Here is a 22,138-nt window from a genome sequence, read left to right on the forward strand (position 1 = left end):
TGGGGAACACTGAGGAGTAATCATGAGAAAGCGCGACGAATTCGATGCCGCTGCAGCCTGCCTATCCCGCCGGGCTGTTCTGCAAGGCCTTGCAGCCCTGTCCGCTACGCCTTTCTTGTCGATACCGGGCTTGGCCTTGGCCGCTGACGGGCCGCGATACGGCGGGACATTCCTCGTCGGGTCAGGCAGCGAGCCGCGGCACCTCAATCTGAATATCACGACCGATGCCGCTACGAAGCTCATCTCGAACCCGGTGCTCAGCAAGCTCATTGGCCTGAAAACCGACTTCACGCCAGCACCCGACCTGGCGAAATCTTGGGCAGTCTCAGAAGACGGCCTGCTCTATACCTTTACGCTTGAGGAAGGCGTGAAATGGCACGACGGAAAACCCTTCAGTGCCGAAGACGTCAAGTTCACCTTCGAAAAAGTGCTTTTTGAATTCCACAATATCGGCAAGGCGCTCGGCCAATATGTGGAAACCATCGAGACGCCGGATCCGGCAACTGTCATCTTCAAGCTGAAGTCACCCAACGACGTTTTTCTGACCTTCATCGCGAGCCAAAGCTACATTCAGCCGAAACATCTTTATGACGGCACCGACGTCATGACGAATCCGGCCAACACCGCGCCGGTCGGTACGGGGCCGTTCAGGTTCTCCGAATGGTCACGCGGTCGCGAAGTGGTGCTCGTCCGCAACGAGGACTATTTCCGCAAGGATCGCCCCTATGTCGACCGCATCGTGTCGCGCTTCATTCCGGAAGCGTCATCGCGTGTGCGGGCTCTGGAAGCGGGCGAAGTCGATTATCTGGCTTACTTCGATCTGCCGCCCTCCATGGTAGCGACGCTGCGGGAAAATCCGAATATCACGGTGGTTGGCGAAGGGCACAACGCCTGGGGCTCGATCGTCGAGCTCATGATGAATCTCGACAGGGCGCCATATAACGACGTGCGGGTCCGTCAGGCGATCACTCATGCCATCGACCGCCAGTTCATCATCGACAAGGCAAATTTCGGCCTCAGCAAGGTGGCGACGGGTCCGATCTCCAGTCAGATCGGGTGGGCCTACAATCCCGAGACCCGCCAATATCCCTATGATCCCGAGACGGCCAACAAGCTTCTCGACGAGGCGGGCATTGCCAGGGACAGCAATGGCATACGCTTCAAGGCCGGAATCGTTGTCACTCGCACCATCGAGGCAAATGTAAAGACGGCGCAGATCATTGCCGAGCAGCTCAAGGCAGTCGGCATCGACGCGCAGGTTCGGGCGATCGATGACGCTTCGTCTAGTGAGGCCGTCTATATCAAGCGCGATTTCGATATGTATGTGCAGAGCCTTACCACCGGGCCCGATCCGGCAATGGGCATGCAGCGCCAGTATATCTCGAGCAATATCCGTCCGGTCCCTTTCACCAACGGAATTGGTTATCGCAACCCCAAGGTCGACGATCTCCTGACGAGGGCAGCTTCCAACCCGGACCGTGCAAAACGCGCGGAGCTTTACAAGGAGGTGTCAGAGGTGCTCTGCGATGATGCCGCGCTCGTGTGGCTCTACGAGAATGCTGCCTTCTCGGCCTACAATCCCGCTTTCGGCAATCTGCATAGCTGGGCGGCGGAATCGAACTACAATTACGGCGATGTCTACTGGAAGGAAGGCGAGGAAAGCCGGGCCTAAACTTGCAGGACCTTTCCCCGTGGCGCCGGTAGTGCCACGGGGATTAACCCCCGGTCGACCCAGATTGACGCAAATTCCTATACAATATACGAAATTTGTCAGCGAAGCCGGCGAAGCAGACCATATTTTAGAACGGCAATTTCGAGTAGGAGAGCGCATTGGCGGGCAAGGAAAGAGCTGGCAGACAACCGGCGATATCACGCAGGACCGGCAGCAGGACACGCATTGTTTCCAAGGAACCTATACACGAACAGATACTGCCTCATATCCGGCGAGATATCGTCCTCAATCGCTGGGCTCCCGACGAGCGTCTGCCGGAGATGGAACTGTGCGAGGAATTCGGCGTATCGCGTACGCCGCTGCGTGACGTGCTGAAGATCCTTGAGGTCGAAGGCCTCGTCACGCTCGTCCCGCATATCGGTGCAGTCGTGACCCCTCTCAACACGCCTGATCTGGCCGAAAAGCTGGAAGCGATGAGCGGTCTGGAGCAGATTTCTGCGATGAAAGTGGCCGAACTGCAACCGCCGGCGGCGCTGAAGCAGATAAAGCGCCTGCACAAGGCCATGGAAGAGGCGGCGAAAAACGGCCAGACGACCAAATATTACGCGCTCAATGACGAGTTTCATCGCGCTGTCGTCCTTGGCAGCGGCAATGCGACAGTCGCCAAGATGCATGAAACGGTGATGTGGCATGTCAGCCGCGCCCGCAATTACGCGAACGAACGCGAGCCGCTGAATCAGAGTGCGGCGGAACATCACGACGCAATTGTTGACGCCCTCGAAAGGGGTGATCCGGAAGGGGCCGCGCGCGCCATGCGGGAACACCTAGCCGAAGTCATTGTCAATGTCCTTGAGCGCGTGGCGCGCCCCGCCGCTCGCGGGGGCGATCGCGAGATCAAAGATTCCGCGGCATAAAATGCCGCGACAACCAGGGGATGACCACCGGATCGTCGCGCTCTTCTAACAAAGATAATAACCCGGCGCGGCCAGAAGCCTCCAAGAGGGAGTAAATGAAAGATTCGAAAATTCCGGAACTCCTCGAACAGGGTAATCCGGCCGAAGATCCGAAAAAATTCCGTAGGACACTAGGGCAGTTCGCGACCGGGGTCACAGCCATCACCACGGCAACGCCGGAGGGTCCCGTTGGCGTAACCGCCAATTCCTTCTCCTCCCTCTCGCTCGACCCCCCGCTCGTGCTCTGGTCGATCGCGCGTACTTCGCGCAGCTTCGAGGCCTTCAGGAACTCAAGCCATTTCGCTGTCAGCATTCTTGCCGAAAACCAGATCGACGTTTCGCAAAAACTCTCAAGTTCGAGCGAAGACAAATTCAGCGATCTCGAATGGAACGCCGGCATTGGCGGCTCACCAATTATCGCTGGAGCGCTGGCGACAATCGAATGCGTGACGGAAACGATCCATGATGGCGGCGATCACATCATCCTTGTTGGCCGCGTGCTGCATCACCGGCGCTTTGCGGGCAAGCCGCTGCTCTATGCGCAAGGTCAGTACGGCGTCGTTGACGAGCATCCGGCATTCCGAGCGGCCGACAGCATTGTAACGCCGACCGAACATGGCCAATCGCTGGAAGAGCAACCGCTGACCACGTTGCTCTATCTAGCGCACCATTATTCCTCAGCGGCGTTCGACCGCCATCGACGCGAGGAAAATATTTCGCTTGCCCAGAGCCGCATCCTGTCCGAGTTGAAACGTCACCCGCGCCTTTCCAAACAGGCGCTGACGGACCGCGTTTATCTGACCGAGGAAAAGGTAGCGGACGCTCTCGCTCAGCTTTCCGAACGCTCGCACGTGGAAACCGACAGTGCGGGATTGTTATCGCTTACGGAGTCGGGGCATGCACTTGCCCGATCCATCCGGCGGCGCGTAGCCGCTTATGAAGCCGAGCAGTTCGCTGGCATTCCGGTGGAAAGGCTTGCCATCACGCGGGACGTCCTGATCCGTTTCATCGACGGGCTGGCCAACCCCAATGAGACGGATCACGCGGCATGAGAATAGGAAGCTGCGCGAAAACGAACGTGATTGCGTAACCGAAGGTGACGACGATGACGAGCAAAAGCCAGGCCGCTGTTCAGCCGCTCCTCTCGGTGCGCGACGTGACGATCAACCTGCCCGTCGGCATGGAACGCAACTATGCGGTGAAGAATATCAACTTCGATCTCAAGGCTGGGGAGATCCTCTGCATTATCGGAGAGTCCGGTTCGGGAAAGTCGGTCACCGCGCAAGCTGTCATGGGCATTCTGTCACCCGTGATGCGTATCGCCGGCGGCGCTATTCATTTCAAGGGCATGAATCTGCTCGAGGCGGACAAGCAGACCTTGCGGGATTTGCGTGGGCGCGCAATCTCGATGATCTTTCAGGATCCGCTCTCTTCGCTCAATCCCGTGATGACCATTGGCGAGCAGATCACCGAGGTTATGGCGGCGCATAATGTTGGTACGCCTGCAAGCAGGAAGACAAAGGCGATAGCCCTCCTGCAAGAGGTAGGCCTTCCCGATCCAAATGTCCTCGTCCACCAATATCCGTTCCGCCTTTCCGGCGGCCAACGTCAGCGCGTGATGATTGCCATGGCGCTGGCGCTCGATCCCGATATCCTGATCGCCGACGAGCCGACCACTGCCCTTGATGTGACGACGCAGGCACAGATCCTGGAACTGATCCGCACCATTCAGCGCCGCAAGAACACTGGCGTCCTGTTTATCACTCATGATTTCGGCGTCGTGGCGGAGATCGCCGACCGAGTGATCGTGATGGAGAAGGGCCATCTGGTAGAGCAGGGCCCCGCCTCAAAGGTTCTGAACGCACCGGAGCATCCTTATACCCGCCGGCTCATCGCGGCGGTGCCGAAAATGGCGGAAGGGGATCGCGAACAGGAAAAAGAACCTGAGATCGTCCTGGAGACGCGCAATCTGTGCAAAGTCTACCACAGCGGTGGTTTTCTCAGCCGCACACGCACGGTGAGGGCAGTCAACGACGTCAATCTTGCGGTGCGGAAGGGGCAGACGCTCGGCATCGTCGGCGAAAGCGGTTCGGGCAAATCCTCTTTGGGTCGGCTTCTCGTGAAGCTCATGGATAGCGACAGCGGCCAAATCCTGTTCAACAACAGGGACATCGCAGCTCTGTCAGAAGACCAGTTCCGGCCCATGCGCCCTTATATCCAGATGATCTTCCAGGATCCCTTCGCCTCGCTTAACCCGCGTCACACGATTGGGAGGATTCTTACGGTCGGGCCGATGGCGCACGGTATCAGCCAAGTCGAATGTAAGGCGAAGGCCCTGCGTTTGCTTGAACTCGTTGGGCTCGATGCTGGCGCGTATGATCGTTACCCTCACGAGTTCTCCGGCGGGCAACGCCAGCGCATCGGCCTTGCACGGGCCCTTATGTTCGATCCGCTCGTGCTTGTGGCGGACGAGGCGGTATCTGCCCTCGACGTCTCGATTCAGGCGCAGATTCTTGAGCTTCTCGCCAAAATCCAGGATAAAATGAAAATCGCGATGATCTTCATTACACATGATCTTCGCATTGCTAGCCAGTTCTGCGACGAGATCGCGGTGATGTATAAGGGCGACGTGGTCGAATATGGTCGCCCGTCTCAAATATTCCATGCGCCACAAAACAACTATACGCGCCGGCTCATCGCTGCCATTCCGGCCAAGGAGTGGAAGCCGGCGGCCGCCTGATTGTCAGCGCTGATCAAACGGGCCGACTTCCACAGTACACAGGCGGCGAAGTTGAGGAGGCAAGCATGACCCAGTCGGACAGGTCTGCGAATATCGACATCGGCACCTTCTGGAAAGCGCTTGGTGCTCGCGCCATCGGCTCGGCCGTCGTCGCGGCAAGGGATCAATCCGGCCCGGCCGGCTTTCTCGCACTCTCCGCCACGCATCTCTGCGCCTCACCGCCAATCTTGATGGTGTCGATCAGCTGCCGGACCAGCGCCCTGTCGACCATTCTCAACAGCGGTCACTTCTCCATCAACTATCTTGCTGAGGATGATTTCGCTGTTGCAGAGACATTCGGCGGCAAGGGGCCGCTCACAGGTGCCCACCGCTTTGTCGAAGGGCGTTGGACTACGCTTTCCACCGGCGCGCCTATCCTGAAGGGCGCCGTTGGAGCGCTGGATTGCCGGCTCGAAGAAACGATCGAAAGGTATGAAACCATCGTCGCGCTCGGCCGGCTTGTTGACTTTACCCTCGATGGACTCGACCGCCGGCCACTCGTAAGTTTCGCCGGCCGCATGGGCCTTTGAGCACGTCCGGGGCGGCGAGACTTCATGGAGGTCCTATGAAAATGACGTTCACGCAAGAAAGGCTCGGCGAACTCAGGCGGCAGTTCGGCGAAAACGACGGTGGGACGATGCTCACGCCAGAGTATCAAAGGATCGCCGAAAAGATCTTCAGCGCGGGAGGCCGAAGGCCTGCTCCCTATTCTGGGATGCCGACGCTGCTCGACGCACCGTACGGCAGCGTCGAAGCGCTCCCCGAACTGCAGGTCGCGCTCTACGGCGTCCCTATGGATCTAGCCGTGACCAATCGGAACGGCTCACGCTTCGGCCCGCGCGCTCTGCGGGCAATAGAGCGCATAGGCCCCTACAACGATGCGCTGGGCTGCGCGCCCGTTCACGAGATGGCGGTTGCCGATATCGGTGACGTCCCATTCCGCAGCCGCTTCGACCTTAAGCAAAGCCACGAAGATATCGAGCACTTCGTTTCGCGGATCGTGGCTGACGGCGTCATTCCGCTCGGTGTTGGCGGCGACCACTCGATAACCCATCCCATCCTGCGGGCGGTTGCACGAGAGGCGCCCGTCGGCCTGATCCATATAGACGCCCATTGCGATACAGGTGGCCCTTACGAAGGCGAACGCTTCCACCATGGTGGTCCTTTCCGAAACGCGGTTCTCGACGGTGTGCTCGACCCGACCCGCACGATACAGATCGGCATCCGCGGCTCGGCAGAATACATTTGGGAGTTCTCGAAGATTTCGGGAATGACTGTCATTCACGCGCGCGACGTTTCCCGCCTGGGCCTCGATGCCATTATCGCCCGCGCCCGAGAAGTGGTCGGCGATGGCCCGACTTACTTTTCCTTTGACATCGATAGCCTGGATCCGGCTTTTGCACCGGGAACCGGAACGCCTGAGGTTGGCGGGTTGACCACACGAGAGGCGCTGGAACTCATCCGAGGCATGCGCGGCCTTAATCTCGTTGGTGGGGACGTGGTCGAGGTCGCCCCAGCCTACGACTCGACGACCAACACCGCGCAGAATAGTGCACAAATGCTCTTTGAGATACTTAGCCTGATGATGTTTAGCCCATCGCTCAAGATCCGGTGAGCGCTGGGATAAAAGGGTGGCGCCAGAGAAGGCGGCCACCATTGTGTAGGCAACGTACTGAGGATGCCTAGTGTCGGTCCGATACCTCGACTTTGACCTCTAGGACGGCCTGCCTGCGTTCCCTGCGGACCACCTCCACCGCCCGCGCCAGGGCGGCGGGCAGATTCTCGCCGTGCTCTACGCGCTCGGTATAGGCGCGGCTCGCGGCGGCCACTTGGGTGTAGTCGGGCGACGGCTCCAGCGAAACGAGCGGCATGCGGTTTGACTTTGCTGCGGCGCCCTGCGGATAAGCGTTGACCACGGAGCGGCGGACCGCGTTCCAGATGCCGTTGTTCTTGATGATGGTCAGCAGCGGAAGTTCGAGGGCTTCGGCGATCTGGTGGCAGGCGACGGGATTGGCGAACATGTAGGATCCGTCACCGACACAGGCGATGGTCAGCCGCTCGCGATCCGCAAGCTGCGCGCCAAGGGCGGCTGGCAACGCCCAGCCGAGCCCGCCCGAATGCGGATTGTTCATCATCTGGTTGGGCCGCTTCAGACGCATGGCATCGGCGACAACACCCAACTCGCTGAAGACAACCGCATTCTCGTCCATGATGTCGGAGATGCAATGGCTCAGCCATTCCGCCGTCATTGGGCTCGTGCAGCCTTGGGCGGCGCGCTCGGCGGAACTGCGCCGCCGCTCTTCGGCGCGGTGGGCATAATGCGTGCGGCGCTCCCCCACGCCGTCATTGGGCTGCATTTCGTCCAGAAGAGCAGCAAGCGCTGCCGCCGGGTCGCTGGTGATCGCCAGATCAGCCTGGTAGCCGCGAATGGGCATACGCTGAAAATAGGGATCTGGGGCGACATGGATGATCCGTGTCTCGGACTCCGGGCGGTGGATTGATTCCATCCAGGGCACGCCGCTGTCGAGGACGAGAACGACATCTGCTTCGGCGAGCGGGGTCTTGACGTCATATCCGAGGAACATCGGGTGGTCTGAGGCCATGACGTTGCGAATCGAGAAGGGCTCCACCACCCCCACGCCGAAACGGTCCGCCAGAGCCGTCACGAGGGCGCCGACGCGCCCGTGCACGTCGCCGCGCTGGCAAAGGATCAGCGGCCGTTTCGCATGTTCCAGCCATCGCGCCGCCTCGGCAATGGCGGCGGGATCGGGATATGGCGGGGTCGCTGGCACCTGACGGGAAGCGCCCCGCTTCACCGTCGCAGGCACCGCATCCATCAGCGGCTCACGCGGCAGGCTGAAATAGACAGGGCCCTTGGGCTCGCTCATTGCAAGGCTCACCGCGCGGGTGGCGAGCACGTCACCCTGTTCGGGATAACGCATCTCGTAGTGGAATTTGCATACATCGCTCACCAGCGATGATTGGTCGTACATCTCCTGCCCATACTGGATCGGCGTCACGCGGGCGCCTCTTCGCCCGTGCTCCGTAATGGGCGTGCGGCCGGACATCATGACCAGCGGAATGTTGTCGCTTGCAGCGTTGATGACTCCCATCGCCGAGTTGGCGAGGCCGACATTGACGTGCACCATCACTGCCTGCGGCCGGCCTGTCATGAGATAGTAGCCGTGCGCCATTGCGACGCCCGCGGTCTCATGCGGCACCGTTATGGGCGCTGGCACCGATTCCTCGTCCAAGGTGGCGAAAGCCTCGATGATGGGCGGAAAGTCCGTGCCGGAGTTGGCGAATATATAGTCGATACCGCTGAATTTCAGGCCCAGGAGGAGCGTCTCTGCCCCCGTCGGACGCCTTTCTGAAGACTCCGCTGCCGTCGCCGACTGATCCATCGCCATTCATTCCTCCTCAAGCTTTGCAGGCAAATCGCGCCTTTTGCCCGGTTTTCCGAGCCTTGCTACCGCGTTCGACGGATTTGACCGCCTTCACCAGAATGAGCTTGAAAAAAGCGCAATGGCAAGTGCATGATGGAGCAATAATCTCATTTGTAGGGATTTGTGTCGCGCAGCGACGGGAGCAGAGGAGGAGAGAATGATACGTTATCTTGCATCGGCCATCGGCCTAGCGGCCCTAGCTTTCAGCCAGGCCGCTTCGGCGCAGACGGTCGGCATCGCCACGTCCAACCCCGGTTCAATCTTCCACAATATCGGCACGGCCGTTGCCAATGCGGCAAACAAGACCGGCCTCAACGCCACGATCCAGCCGGCAACAAGCCCCAACCAGTATATTCCGTTCGTTGGCTCGGGCGGCATCGAGTTCGGTGTGGCCAATCTGCAGGAGGTGAACTACGCGCTCGAGGGCAAGGAGTGGTTTGAAGGTTCCGTCAATCCGGACCTGCGGATCGTCGGCCTGGTCATGCCGCTTGTCGAGGCGATCTTCGTGCGTGCCGACTCGGACATCCACACGATTGCCGACCTGAAGGGCAAACCGATGGTCGACGGCTATACCGCGCAAAACACGATCCTTCCGCAGCTCGATGCCATGTACGCGACCGCCGGGCTGACCCGGGCGGACATGCAGCCGGTACAGGTACCGAGCGTGGTTGCTGGCGCGGATGCCTTCATCGCCGGGGATTCCGTCGGCTTCATCTTTGCGCATGGTGCCGGCAAGGTGCGGGAGGCCGACGCGGCGGTCGGCGGGCTGCGCGCGCTTCCGATCGAAGCGACGGAGGAAAATCTGGCGCTTGCCCGCAAGTACTGGCCCGTTGCCTTCTTCACCGAGTTGTCTCCTGGGCCGAACACGCCCGGCGTGGAGAAAACGGCCACCTATTTCGCGTATCCGCAGGTGGTTTTCACGCATGCGAACGTGCCGGACGATGTCGTCTATCAGATGGCGAAGACGCTCTATGAGAGCAAGGACACGATGGCGGCGACTTTCGCCTCCTTCAACGCGTTCAACCCTGACGACATGGTGGGGGAGATCGCGCCGTCCCAATATCACCCCGGTGCCATCCGCTTCTTCCAGGAAGCGGGCCTCTGGAAAGAGTAGGCCGGAATGACGACCATGGGTAACGACGGGAAGGCCGCTCCTGGCCTTCCGCCAGCGCTCTGGCGTCCGATCGCCAGTGTGCTTGGGATAATCCTGACGCTCCTCGCGGTCGCGTGGTCTCTGAACCTGCCGCGGATGGTGGGGCTTGCGCTTTATCCGCAGCAGTTCCTGGCGGCGGTGCTGGCAGTGGCACTCCCTCTTGCCTTTCTGATGCTGCCGGCGCGAAGGGGCACGGAACGGGAGAACGTGCCGTGGTACGACTGCCTGCTGGCGCTGATTTCCTTCATCGCCGTCGGCTATATCGTGGTTCGTTACCCTCAGGTCGTCAATCTGATTTTCTCCAAGCCCGCGAGCGCCTATGTTCCGGGACTGGTCTCGATCATCCTCCTGCTGGAGGCATTGCGGCGCACGACGGGCCTCTCGCTTGTCATCATCATCGGCGTTTTCCTGCTCTATGCGCTGTTCGGGAATCTCGTGCCCGGCCGGCTTGCGGGCCGCGCCCAAGACTGGCAGATGCTTTCCGGCTATATGGCCTTCGACGTCAACGGCATATTCGGCATTCCGATGGCTGTGGCCGCCACGGTGGTCGTCGCATTCATCCTATTCGGCAATGTGCTCGGCGTTACCGGCGGATCGCGCTTCTTTACCGACGCATCGCTCCTAGCGATGGGGCGCTTCCGCGGCGGATCGATGAAGATCGCCGTGCTCGCATCGATGCTTTTCGGCTCGATATCTGGCTCGGCTGTGGCAAATGTCACCGCAACCGGTATCGTGACCATTCCCCTCATCAAGCGTGACGGCTATCCCGGCTACAAGGCCGGCGCGATCGAGGCAGTGGCTTCGACAGGCGGTCAGCTCATGCCGCCAGTCATGGGCGCCGCCGCGTTCCTGATGGCAGAATTCCTGCAGATTTCCTATGCCGAGGTGGCGCTTGCGGCTCTCATTCCGTCCGTGCTCTACTATGCGGCGCTTTTCATCCAGGCCGATCTCGAAGCCGCCCGGCTCGGCATTTCGAATGTCCGCGGCGCCGAGCTTCCGGAACGGAAAGCCGTGCTTGGCGGGCTGCACTTCATCCTCGCCTTCGTGGTGCTGATCGGAACGCTTTTCTGGCTGCTCTGGCAACCCGAGCGCGCCGCACTTGCAGCTTCGCTGACGGCGGCAGTCACGGCGCTCGCCTTTGGCTATCGGTCGGTGCGCCCAACGCTTTCGGCGCTGTTGTCGATCTTCGCTGATACCGGCAAGTCGGTCGTCGAAATCATTGTCATTTCCGCTGCTTCGGGGCTGGTCATCGGCGTCCTGAATGTGACGGGACTGAGCTTCAACCTGACCTACGCACTTGTGCAGATCGGCGGCGGCAGTGCCCTCGTCCTCCTCGTGCTTTCGGCAATCGTCTGCATTATCCTGGGCATGGGGCTACCTACGCTCGGCGTCTATGTGCTGCTTGCGGCGCTGGTCGCTCCGGCCATGGTTTCGGTCGGTATCGAGCCGATGGCGGCGCATCTCTTCGTTCTCTATTTCGGCATGATGTCGATGATCACGCCGCCGATCGCCATCGCCGCGTTCGCGGCCGCGAGCATTGCGAAAGCACCTGCCATGCAGACGGGATGGGCGTCGGTGAAGTTCGGCTGGGCGGCTTTCATCGTCCCCTTCCTGTTCGTCTATTCGCCGTCCCTGCTGCTCATCGGAGACACCGCGGAAATCGCGATGGCAATCGTTACCGCTGTCCTGGGCGTGTGGCTCATCTCCGCCGCTCTTGCGGGGTATTTCATGTCCAGCCTGTCGACGACCATGCGCATCCTGTTCGGCTTCTTCGGGCTGATGGCCCTGATCCCTGCCGGGGCTTTCCCGGGAGCCATCTATACCGATATCATCGGCGTGTGCGGCGGAGCGCTGCTTATAGCGGCGGAGATCTACCGCACGCGAGATGAAAGAAAGAAGGCGGTAACTTGAGCGAGGATCAGGCAGGCAACAGCCTCAAGCGCGGCTTGGCCATTCTGGAGGTGTTTTCGGAAGACCGGCTTGAATGGACACCGGAGGAACTGATGGAGAAGCTGGGCTATAGCCGGCCCACTCTCTATCGTTATCTGAAAACCTTGAGGGAAGCCGGCCTGCTCAGTTCGAACCCGAATGCCGGTTTCACGCTCGGCCCGAAGGTGGTCGAGATGGATTTCCTTCTGCGCAAGTCGGATGCGCTTATCCTGACAGGGCAAGCGCATCTGAAAAATCTCACGGACCGATATACGTGCACCGCCCTTCTTGTGCGTCGCTATGGCGACCGCATTCTGTGCGTGGCGTCGGAAAGGTCCGCCGTCAACCCGCGCAGCAGCTATCCGCGGGGACGACCGATGCCGCTCGCGCGCGGCGCAATCGCGCGCTCGCTCATGGCCTTCCTGCCACGACGTCACCTGATACCCTTGATTGAACGGACGTTCGAGGATCTCCAGGCCGTGGGGCTCGGCAGCACGGTCGAGGAGATCCTTGAGAGCCTGAAACGGGTGAAGAAGGCGGGTTATGCCGTTGCCTTCGGCGAAGTCACGCCCGGCGTCGTGGGCATATCAGCGCCGGTGTTCGATGCGGGCCGCAGCCCGATAGCGGCGGTCTGCGTCACGATCGCGGGCCATTTGGTCGATGGCAACATGATAGACGAGATCAGCAGCCACGTGCGTCGCGCGGCTGAAGAGATCACGCAAACCCTTTCCGACCAGCGGCTGAATGTTGCTGCTCAATAGTCTCATTAAATGAGATAAGCGTTGACTTTCGGATAGAGGCTGCGCATCCTTCTCGCCGCGAACAGGTGAGTGAGGACCATGAAGAAAATCGATATTTTCAACCACATCTGGCCAAAGCCGTTTTTCGATGCATTGATCGCGCATATAGGCGAGATGACCGACATCACGATGCGTTCGGGCGCGGTACCGATGATGACCGAGCTCGATCGGCGCCTCGAAGTGATGGACATGTTCGGAGAGGACTATATGCAGGTTCTCTCGCTCGCCTCTCCGCCGCTCGAAAAGCTCGCCGGTCCTGAAAAGGCGCTGGAGCTTTCCCGGATCGGTTCCGATTCCATGGCCGAGCTCTGCCAGAAATATCCCGAGCGCTTCCCAGGTTTCATCGGCACGGCGCCGATGAGCAATCCCGACGCGCTGGTGACCGAATGCAAGCGCGCGGTGGAGGAACTCGGCGCAGTCGGCATGCAGATCTTCACCAACGTATCCGGCAAGCCCCTCGACCTGCCTGAGTTCGAGCCGTTCTTCGAATATATGGCTTCGGTCGGCAAGCCGGTGTGGCTGCACCCTGCGCGCGGCGCAAATTTCCCGGACTATCTGTCGGAGAAACGTTCCGAATACGAGATCTGGTGGACCTTCGGATGGCCGTATGAAACCTCGGCGGCCATGGCGCGGCTCGTCTTCTCGCGCATCTTCGATAAATACCCGGGTCTTAAGGTGATCACACACCACGCCGGCGGCATGGTTCCGTTCTTCGAAGGCCGGGTCGGCCCCGGTTGGGACCAGATGGGCAAACGCACGACGGATCGTGACCTCGATGCCGTCCGGAAGGCGCTGAAGCGCCCGCATCTCGAGTATTTCAAGGACTTCTATGCCGATACGGCTTCCTTCGGCTCACGCAAAGCGATCGAGCACGCCATCGAGTTTTTCGGCGAAGATCATGTGCTGTTCGCGTCGGATGCTCCCTTCGATCCCGAAGGCGGCCCGATGTATATCCGCGAGACGATCCGCATCCTGGACTCGCTTGATGTGTCGGAGGCGACACGCAAGAAGCTCTACCAGGACAATGCGGTGAACCTGCTCGGCCTTAAGCTTTAGGAGGAAGGGCGATGGGAGGCAGTCCAACAGCGCTCAATTACCTCAATGGCGAGTGGATAGGCTCGGGCCCGACCGCCGAGAGCGTCAATCCTGCAGATGGAAGCGTGCTTGGCCGTTATGTCCCCGGCTCGAAAGCGCTGGCGGACCAGGCTGCGGCCATTGCCCGCGAGACTTTCGAGCGTACAGCCTGGGCAGCCTCTCCCCGCCTCCGTGCGGCGGTTCTCTATGAACTCGCCGACCGGCTCGAAGCCGCGAAGGAGGAGCTGGCGGACCTGATCGTGGCCGAGAACGGGAAACTCCGGCGGGAGGCTCTCGGCGAGATGATGGGCTCCATCTCAGAGACCCGCTACTATGCCGGCCTGGCGCGGACGGTGCTGGGCCGGACGCTGGAGACCGCGCCCGGCAATTTCTCCATGATGAACCGCGAGCCTGCGGGTGTGGCGGCGATCATCGTGCCGTGGAACGCGCCGGTGACGCTGCTCATCCGTTCTCTCGGCCCGGCACTTGCCGCCGGCTGCACCGTCGTCATCAAGCCGGCACCGCAAACCCCGCTCATCCACCACCGCGTCATGCAGTGTCTGCACGCGTGCCCGTCGCTTCCCAAGGGGGTCGTCAACTCGGTCAACGAGAACGGTATCGAGGTGGGTGCGGCGCTGGTCGCCTCCGACGACATCGATGTCATCAGCTTCACCGGCTCCAGCCGCACGGGCAAGCGCATCATGGCGGGAGCCGCACCCAACCTGAAGCGGCTCTCGCTTGAATTGGGGGGCAAGGCCCCGGCGGTCGTCTTCGATGACGCCGATCTCGACCAAGCCTGCAGGGAACTGACCAATGGCGCACTGATGATGGCAGGACAGATCTGCATCGCGGCGGCGCGGTTCCTGGTGCAGAAATCGATCGAAAAGGAGTTCACGGATCGCATCCGTGCGGCCTTCTCCGCGGTGCGGGTCGGGCCTGGCCGCGATCCGGAAAGCGGCATGGGTTCGCTGATCGACCATGACAACCGTACACGCATCTGCCGGCTCATCGAGCAGGCCGGCGATGAGGGAGAGCTTGTCTTGAAAGGCGGCGTTCCCGATGGCCCGCTTTCGCGCGGGGCCTTCGTCACGCCATCGCTTTTCCGCATCGACGATCTGCATTCGGAACTCGTGCAGGAAGAATTGTTCGGCCCCATCGTTTCGATCGAAACCTTCGAAGATGAGTTAGAAGCCGTCACCAAGGCGAATGCCACCAAATACGGGCTTGCCGCCAGCGTCTTCTCCCTCGACATCAACCGGGTGATGCGCGTTTCCCGCGCCATCCGCGCGGGAACCGTCTGGCTCAATTGCCATAGCCGTCTGTTTGCCGAAGGCGAGACGGGCGGCTATCGCCATTCCGGCCTCGGTCGGCTGCATGGGGTCGAAGGGCTCAACGATTTTCTGGAAACGAAGCACGTCTATCTCGAGGCGGGTGCCGTCTGACGGCTCGGGTGGGCGCGGGAATGTGGCAGGCGCCTAAGGCTTACAGGCGCCTCTTCGGCATAGAGTGGCAGGAAGATGCGGGAAAAAGAAGCACAGGTGCTGATCGTCGGCGGCGGGCCGGTTGGAATGGGCCTTGCCATCGAGCTCGGCCAACGGGGCATCCGCACCATCGTCGTCGAGCGATACGATGAGCCACAACGCGTGCCCAAGGGGCAGAACCTCACGCAGCGCACCATGGAGCATTTCCATTTCTGGGGCGCGGAAAAGGAGCTGCGCGCCGCCCGCACCATGCCGAAGGAATATGGCATTGGCGGCTTGACGGCCTATGGCACGTTGCTCGGCGGCTACCACTATGATTGGCTGCAGCGTGAGCTCGTGCGCCCCTACTACTACACCGACAACGAGCGCCTCCCGCAATATGCGACCGAAGCCGTCCTGCGCGAGCGGGTGAGGGCTCTTCCGTTCGTGGAGGTCCTATACGGGTGGGCCGCGGAAGAGGTGCGTCAAGACCAGCACGCTGTGCGTGTTATTGCGAGGACGCGATCAGGCGAGGAGGCGACCAGTCTGCGAGGGGAATATCTGGCTGGCTGCGATGGAAGCCGTTCGCTCGTGCGCGTGCAGTCAGGAATCACCCAGACCTATTCGGATCATGAGCGGCGTATGGTGCTGCTGGTCTTCCGCTCAAAGGGCCTGCACAAGCTCCTGTTGGACCGGTTTCCCGGCAAGTCCTTCTTCAATGTGCTCCATCCGGACCTGAAAGGCTACTGGCAGTTTTTCGGCCGCGTGGATCAGGATGAGACCTGGTTTTTTCACGCGCCGGTCCCGCCCGGAACGACGAAGGAGAATTTCGACGCGAAACCCTATCTCGAACGCGCCGCGGGAGCCTCCTTCGATGTCGACCTCGAATATATCGGCTTCTGGGATTTGCGCGTCGCAATCGCCGACAGCTACCGGGCTGACCGGGTCTTCATCGCGGGTGATGCTGCACACAGTCACCCGCCCTATGGAGGCTATGGCATCAATACGGGTTTTGAGGACGCGCGCAATTTGGGTTGGAAGCTGGCGGCCAAGCTTCAGGGTTGGGGTAGCGAAAGGCTGCTCGACACCTATGACGAGGAACGCAGACCCGTCTTCGCCTCCACCGCACGCGATTTCATCGAAAAGGCAATCGAGAGTGACCGGGCTTTTCTTGAGGCTTTCGATCCGGGGCGGGATAAAGCGGCTTTCGAAGCGGAATGGACGGCCCGCGGCGGCGGCGCCCGCAAGGAAGTGGGTTCTTTCGAACCGAACTACGCCGGGTCATCCATCATATGGGGCGCCCCGGGCGCGGCCACCAGCGCCGTCGGACAGCACAGTTTCAAGGCGCGGCCCGGTCATCACCTATCGCCTCAGCTTCTATCAGGAGGGAGCAATATCTACGAGCGGCTTGGAGCCGGTTTCAGCCTGCTCGCGTTCGATGGAGATCCGGCAGCTATCGCTTCCTTCGAAACTGCCGCGGGCAAGCTCCGCATCCCATTGAAGGTAATCGCCGATGACCGGGAGAACGGCCGTGGGGCCTTCGAGGCGACATATGTCCTCGTGCGGCCCGACCAGTTCGTCGCCTGGGCCGGAGACGAAGGCCCGGTCGACCCAATGTGCGTGCTTGGACGCGCCGCCGGTCTTCCGATACCTAGATAGCTGGCCTTGGGCATTACAATTCGGAGAAGGCAGTAGTCGCGCTTGCTTACGAGGGCCGATTCCGGCGATGACAGGCGCGAATTGCGAGCCTGGAAGATCTTCGCATGTCGTTTAGGCTCATTCTCTCGCGAAGGGCTGGGGTTCTAGAATTCGTGGGTCGAATCGGAGAGTGGCTTCATAGAGGCTTCACCATAGGCGTGGCATGAGAACTCGATGGAGACGACTGCATATATGGGGAAGCGGCAAGGAAGCCCGGGCGAAGTCTTTGCCGCTTTCCTTAAGCTGGGGCTGACCTCTTTTGGCGGCCCGATCGCACATCTAGGCTATTTCCGCGACGAACTGGTTCTGCGCCGATGCTGGATCGACGAGAAGGGATATTCGGACCTGGTTGCTCTCTGCCAGTTCCTGCCCGGCCCTGCATCGAGCCAGGTCGGCTTTGCACTGGGGCTTATGCGTGGTGGTCCGCTTGGCGCGGCGGCAGCCTGGGCCGCTTTCACTCTGCCATCGGCAATCCTTCTCGTGCTGTTCGCGCTCGGCGCGCATGCCTTTGGCGGACCGATCGGTTCCGGCATCATCCATGGCCTGAAGGTGGTCGCAGTCGCCATTGTCGCCCAGGCCGTTTGGGGAATGGCGAGGACCCTTTGCCCTGACCGGGAACGGGCCGGCATTGCGCTCGCCGCCGTATTGATCGTTGTCATCGTCTCGGGCTCAGTCGGCCAGATTCTCGCGATTGCGGCGGGCGCTCTAGCGGGGCTGTGGTTGTGCCGGACAAAGAGCGAGGCGGTTTCCGGGCATATGACCTTTCCGGTATCGCCCGCCACGGGGATAGCGGCGCTCGTCCTGTTCTTTGGCCTTTTGTTCGGCCTCCCCGCTGTTGCTGCAGCGACAAACGCGCAGGGACTGGCGGTGTTCGATTCATTCTATAGGGCCGGATCACTCGTGTTCGGCGGCGGGCATGTCGTATTGCCACTGCTCGAAACAGAGGTCGTGCGATCCGGCTGGGTGCCGGCGGATCAGTTTTTGGCCGGTTACGGTGCGGGTCAGGCGGTGCCGGGTCCGCTCTTCATCTTCGCCGCTTATCTCGGGACGATCCTCGATCCGGCACCCAATGGGTTCGTCGGGGCATTGATCGCCCTGGTTGCGATCTTCCTCCCAGGTTTCCTGTTGCTCATCGGCGTCATTCCCTTCTGGGACGCATTCCGCGGCCGACCGACTGCGCAGGCAATCATGCGGGGCGCAAACGCGTCCGTGGTCGGCATCCTGGGTGCGGCGCTCTATCAGCCGGTGTGGACAAGTGCGATCCTGGAGCCTTACGATTTCGCGCTGGCGCTGACCTGCTTCGTCCTCCTCATGGCATGGAAAATGCCGCCTTGGATTGTGGTCATCGTCTCTGCGGTTGGCGGGGTTCTTATAGCGCTTGCCTGAGAAAGGCATCTGATCGAAAAGGGGAGAGCCTGTTTCGAAGCCGCCCGACGCGGGTGTTCGGAAGAGTGTATTAATTCCTGCGCGGTACAGACTTGTTTGAAGCCGAACCTGTCGCGGCATATGTCGACACATTTCCCCCCAAAATGGGCAGGAGTTGGGTGATTCGCCCGACGGCCCAGCATCAAGACATGTATCTGCCATGAGAAATTTTTGCATTTCGAAGCTTGGACTGTCGATCGCCTCATTGTTGCTGTTCAGCGCGGGCGCCCTTGCTGTCGAACACGAAGACCGGCTCCAGCGCGTCGTGGACGAGGTTGTCAGGCCCGTGATGGAAGAGAACGGGATCCCGGGCATGGCTGTGGCCGTCACGATCAAGGGCCAGCGGCAGTTCTTCAATTATGGCGTTGCATCCAAGGAGAGCGGGAAGAAGGTCACCGAAGACACGCTTTTTGAAATCGGGTCGATCAGCAAGACCTTTACGGCAGTGCTGGCGTCCTATGCGGAGGAGACGGGCGCTCTTTCCCTCTCCGACAATGCGAGCGAATATTGGCCCGCGCTCGCCGGCAGCAGCCTCGACACGATCAGCCTTCTGGATCTCGGCACATACACAGCAGGCGGTCTGCCGCTGCAAGTTCCCGACGACGTCACACAGGACAAGCTGATCGCCTATTACAAAAACTGGCGCCCGGAATATACTCCTGGAACCCATCGCCGCTATTCCAATCCGAGCATAGGTCTGTTGGGCCATCTGGCTGCCCGAAGCATGGGCGAGCCCTTCGACGCTCTTATGGAAGAGAAACTCTTCCCCGCGCTCGGGCTGAACAACACCTATATCACCGTTCCCAAGAACCGGATGGGCGACTATGCCTATGGCTATTCGAAGGACGGCAAGCCCATTCGAGTTAACCCTGGCATTTGGGATGCCGAAGCCTATGGCGTGAAGACGTCGGCGGCTGATCTGATCCGGTTCGTGGAGCAAAACATGAATGGCTCAGGTTTGGACGAGACACTTCAGCGCGCGATTCATCGCACACAGACGGGGTATTACAAGGTCGCAGACATGGTCCAGGGACTGGGCTGGGAGATCTATGCCTTTCCGACGGAACTTGATCGGCTTTTGAACGGAAATTCTCCCGAGGTCATGTACAAGGCTAACAAGGTGGAGCGGGTTGTTCCGCCAATGCGGCCGCGAGAAGACGTTTTGATCAACAAGACCGGCTCGACCAACGGCTTTGGCGCTTATGCGGTCTTCGTTCCCGCCGAGGATATCGGTGTCGTAATCCTCGCCAACAAAAACTACCCGATACCGGAACGCGTGACCGCCGCGTATCGGATTTTGACGGCGATTGGCGGGTCAGGCGCTCCCTGAGGTTGCTCTTCTCACCTAGCTAAAAAACGCCGCCAAGCCAGGCGAACGCTCCGGCTGTCATTCGTCTCGTGCTTCCTCCGCTGATCAACACGGGCCACCCAAACGGCTGAAGCTACCGGGCGGCCCAGAACAATGGTTACTTGCTACCGTCAGCGGATCGTCCTTTGGCAAGCGACAGAACCGCCTCTTTGATCACGGGAAAGGCGGGCCCTTCCGGGTCTACGACATCAAAATGGTTTGCTCCGTCGAGGATGGTGAGCTCAACGGAGTCGCCGGCGTCTCTGGCGGCGTCGGCATATTCGCGGGTCATGGCAACCCGCCACTCGTTGTCGCTTGTCCCGACGATCAGCGCCTGCGGCACTCCCAGCGGCAGGAGGCGAGCAGGATCCGTTTCGGCAAACCGCGGGTCAGCTTCCTCCCTCGTCGCAACCCCGACAAGCTTCAGCACGTCATCGCGGCCACCGAGCTCCAGTGAGCGTTTCAGGTCGTTGACGCCGGCCAGCGATACGACGCCAGACAGAGGCAATGGGTTCGGAACGTAGAGCTCGCTCGTCTCCGGCAGGTTTTTGCGGGCGGCCAGCCAAAGCGCCAGATGCCCGCCCGAGGAATGGCCTACTGCGACCACTCTTTCGAGATCCAGCGGGTATTTCTCGGCAAGCTCGCGCAGATGGTCGGCGCCGATAGCGACGTCCAGGAATGTACCGGGATACCCACCGCCTTGATTGCCCATGCGTCGAAACTCGATGTCCCACGTCGCGATACCTGTGGCGGTCAAGCCTTCGACAAAGCTGTTCGAATAATCCTTCGTCCAATCGGCGGTCCATTGACCGCCATGGATGAAGATTGCCACCGGAAAGCCACTCTCTGGTGCCTCCCCATCGGGAAGCCTTAGATCACCGAATTGAACCGCATTGTCACTGGCGTACCGTATTCTTGCGTCCGGCTGTTTCTCGGGCAGCCAAAGCACAGTCTCTTGCGACGACGGATTGCGGTATTTCTTCTGAGCAACAGCCGGGGTCAGCATCAAGGCTGAGATGAGCGATGCAGCCAAGGTCAATATGCGAATGGACTGGTTTGATGTCACAACGGCCTCCTCCTGCCTGCTGACGTACCCTCGAATAGTGTCTTTGATCGCCCCGGCACGCCACAGGACGCCGCCGGAAACGTCGTTTAAGGTTAAAATAAACGGGATATCGGCTCAGGCTGCGGGGGAACGCATGTGCAATAACCGGATCAGAGACTGCTTTCCAAGCCCGGCGCGGGCGGCCCGCATTTTGGCAAGCGGTGATATCGCCGCTTACGCGGCATGCGCTAACCGCCCGTAACGAACGACGCCATGCGGGTGAGGGCGGTATAATCGGCCTCTACGGCCATGATAGCCACGAATATCAGCACCGCGATCGGTGGGAGCAGGATGGCATAGACCAGGGCCAGCCGCTCCCAGACCATGTGCATGAACACGGCCACGATCAATCCCGCCTTCAGGATCATGAAGAGCAGGATCAGGCCCCACCGCAGATAGCCTTCGAACTGGAGATAATCGACGAGGTAGGAGCAGGCACTGAGCACGAAAAGCCAGAACCAGACGATCAGGTAGAGCCTTATGGGGTGGTGCTGGCCTTCTTCACTGGGTGCTACTGGCGCCGGAGAAGCCCCGTGCGGATGGGTTGCAGGTGCCGACATGACCGTCCCTCACCATAGGTAGAAGAATGCGAAGATGAACACCCAGACCAGATCGACAAAGTGCCAGTAAAGGCCCATGATCTCCACATGCTCGTAGTCCCCGCGACGGCTTGTGAAGAAACCTGGCGTTCCCCGGTCATAGTCGCCGCGCCAGACTTTCCGCGCGACGATCAGAAGGAAGATCACGCCGAAGGTGACGTGGGTGCCATGAAACCCCGTGATCATGAAGAACGAGGAGCCAAACTGCGCGGCGCCCCAAGGATTGCCCCAGGGCCTCACGCCCTCGGTGATCAGCTTCGTCCATTCGAAAGCCTGCATACCCACGAAGGTCGCACCCAGCGCTGCGGTCACGAGCAGCAGGGCGACCGTTACGTTCCTGTTGCGCCGATAGGCATAGTTGACCGCCATCGCCATGGTGCCGCTGGATGAAATCAGGACGAAGGTCATGATGGCGATCAAGATCAGCGGGATGTTGGCCCCGCCGATATGAAGCGCGAAAACCTCGTTGGCGTCCGGCCAAGGCTCCGTCGTCGACATGCGCGCTGTCATATAGGCGAGGAGGAAGCAGCCGAAGACGAAGGTATCGGAGAGCAGGAAGATCCACATCATGGCCTTCCCCCACGATGCGCTCTTGAAGGCGCGCTGGTCCGACGACCAGTCCTCGACAACGCCGCGCAGGCCACTCTTACGTGCTGCCTTTGCGCCGAAGCCGTTGAGCGTGGTTTCCCCCATCTCT

Annotated in this window: 18 protein-coding genes; 14 read left to right on the forward strand and 4 right to left on the reverse strand. The window is 60.4% G+C overall.

What is annotated here, in order from left to right; all coding sequences use genetic code 11:
* Positions 1–22 precede the first annotated feature (22 nt).
* From CHEJ32_RS0118280 to speB, 6 genes are all read left to right on the forward strand, one after another.
* Complete coding sequence (locus tag CHEJ32_RS0118280; protein ID WP_028035079.1) at positions 23–1,672, forward strand: ABC transporter substrate-binding protein; 1,650 nt, start codon at positions 23–25, stop codon at positions 1,670–1,672.
* A 158-nt stretch (positions 1,673–1,830) separates the two neighbouring features.
* A complete protein-coding gene (locus CHEJ32_RS0118285; protein WP_028035080.1) occupies positions 1,831–2,586 on the forward strand; it encodes a GntR family transcriptional regulator in 756 nt (251 codons plus the stop codon).
* A 95-nt stretch (positions 2,587–2,681) separates the two neighbouring features.
* Positions 2,682–3,677, forward strand: a complete 996-nt coding sequence (locus tag CHEJ32_RS0118290; RefSeq protein ID WP_028035081.1) for a flavin reductase — start codon at positions 2,682–2,684, stop codon at positions 3,675–3,677.
* 53 nt (positions 3,678–3,730) lie between these two features.
* Complete coding sequence (locus tag CHEJ32_RS0118295; protein WP_028035082.1) at positions 3,731–5,365, forward strand: ABC transporter ATP-binding protein; 1,635 nt, start codon at positions 3,731–3,733, stop codon at positions 5,363–5,365.
* A 65-nt stretch (positions 5,366–5,430) separates the two neighbouring features.
* On the forward strand, positions 5,431–5,934 hold the full coding sequence (locus CHEJ32_RS0118300) for a flavin reductase family protein (RefSeq protein ID WP_028035083.1): 504 nt from the start codon (positions 5,431–5,433) through the stop codon (positions 5,932–5,934).
* 41 nt (positions 5,935–5,975) lie between these two features.
* Positions 5,976–7,019, forward strand: coding sequence for an agmatinase (gene speB, locus CHEJ32_RS0118305; protein WP_028035084.1), 1,044 nt, complete (start codon positions 5,976–5,978; stop codon positions 7,017–7,019).
* Between the two features lie 67 nt (positions 7,020–7,086).
* On the opposite strand, the gene CHEJ32_RS0118310 is transcribed toward speB, so the two are convergent.
* Entirely contained in the window at positions 7,087–8,814 is a 1,728-nt protein-coding gene (locus CHEJ32_RS0118310) for a thiamine pyrophosphate-requiring protein (RefSeq protein ID WP_028035085.1), read from the reverse strand.
* 193 nt (positions 8,815–9,007) lie between these two features.
* On the opposite strand from CHEJ32_RS0118310, the gene CHEJ32_RS0118315 reads away from it, so the two are divergent.
* From CHEJ32_RS0118315 to ampC, 8 genes are all read left to right on the forward strand, one after another.
* The gene (locus CHEJ32_RS0118315; RefSeq protein ID WP_028035086.1) at positions 9,008–9,964 is read left to right on the forward strand and encodes a TAXI family TRAP transporter solute-binding subunit; all 957 of its coding nucleotides are present in this window, start codon (positions 9,008–9,010) and stop codon (positions 9,962–9,964) included.
* Positions 9,965–9,970: 6 nt separating this feature from the next.
* Complete coding sequence (locus CHEJ32_RS0118320) at positions 9,971–11,914, forward strand: TRAP transporter fused permease subunit (protein ID WP_028035087.1); 1,944 nt, start codon at positions 9,971–9,973, stop codon at positions 11,912–11,914.
* Positions 11,911–12,693, forward strand: a complete 783-nt coding sequence (locus tag CHEJ32_RS25275; protein WP_034658734.1) for an IclR family transcriptional regulator — start codon at positions 11,911–11,913, stop codon at positions 12,691–12,693. The genes CHEJ32_RS0118320 and CHEJ32_RS25275 overlap by 4 nt, the downstream gene beginning before the upstream one ends.
* Positions 12,694–12,771: 78 nt before the next feature.
* A complete protein-coding gene (locus CHEJ32_RS0118330; RefSeq protein ID WP_028035088.1) occupies positions 12,772–13,788 on the forward strand; it encodes an amidohydrolase family protein in 1,017 nt (338 codons plus the stop codon).
* An 11-nt stretch (positions 13,789–13,799) separates the two neighbouring features.
* Complete coding sequence (locus CHEJ32_RS0118335; RefSeq protein WP_028035089.1) at positions 13,800–15,248, forward strand: aldehyde dehydrogenase family protein; 1,449 nt, start codon at positions 13,800–13,802, stop codon at positions 15,246–15,248.
* Positions 15,249–15,323: 75 nt separating this feature from the next.
* Positions 15,324–16,925: an FAD-dependent monooxygenase gene (locus tag CHEJ32_RS25280; RefSeq protein WP_034658735.1), complete on the forward strand. Its 1,602-nt coding sequence runs from the start codon at positions 15,324–15,326 to the stop codon at positions 16,923–16,925.
* A 213-nt stretch (positions 16,926–17,138) separates the two neighbouring features.
* On the forward strand, positions 17,139–18,350 hold the full coding sequence (gene chrA, locus CHEJ32_RS0118345) for a chromate efflux transporter (RefSeq protein WP_028035090.1): 1,212 nt from the start codon (positions 17,139–17,141) through the stop codon (positions 18,348–18,350).
* Between the two features lie 199 nt (positions 18,351–18,549).
* Entirely contained in the window at positions 18,550–19,719 is a 1,170-nt protein-coding gene (gene ampC / locus CHEJ32_RS0118350) for a class C beta-lactamase (RefSeq protein ID WP_028035091.1), read from the forward strand.
* A 136-nt stretch (positions 19,720–19,855) separates the two neighbouring features.
* Here ampC and CHEJ32_RS0118355 read toward each other — a convergent pair whose 3' ends face one another.
* The 3 genes from CHEJ32_RS0118355 to CHEJ32_RS0118365 all read right to left on the reverse strand — a co-directional run bounded on the left by CHEJ32_RS0118355 (position 19,856) and on the right by CHEJ32_RS0118365 (position 22,134).
* A complete protein-coding gene (locus CHEJ32_RS0118355; protein WP_156936743.1) occupies positions 19,856–20,803 on the reverse strand; it encodes a S9 family peptidase in 948 nt (315 codons plus the stop codon).
* Between the two features lie 227 nt (positions 20,804–21,030).
* Positions 21,031–21,402: a cytochrome C oxidase subunit IV family protein gene (locus CHEJ32_RS0118360; RefSeq protein WP_028035093.1), complete on the reverse strand. Its 372-nt coding sequence runs from the start codon at positions 21,400–21,402 to the stop codon at positions 21,031–21,033.
* 9 nt (positions 21,403–21,411) lie between these two features.
* A complete protein-coding gene (locus CHEJ32_RS0118365) occupies positions 21,412–22,134 on the reverse strand; it encodes a heme-copper oxidase subunit III family protein (RefSeq protein WP_028035094.1) in 723 nt (240 codons plus the stop codon).
* Positions 22,135–22,138: the final 4 nt, after the last annotated feature.

The organism is Chelativorans sp. J32 (assembly GCF_000518985.1).
Taxonomy (GTDB): domain Bacteria; phylum Pseudomonadota; class Alphaproteobacteria; order Rhizobiales; family Rhizobiaceae; genus Chelativorans.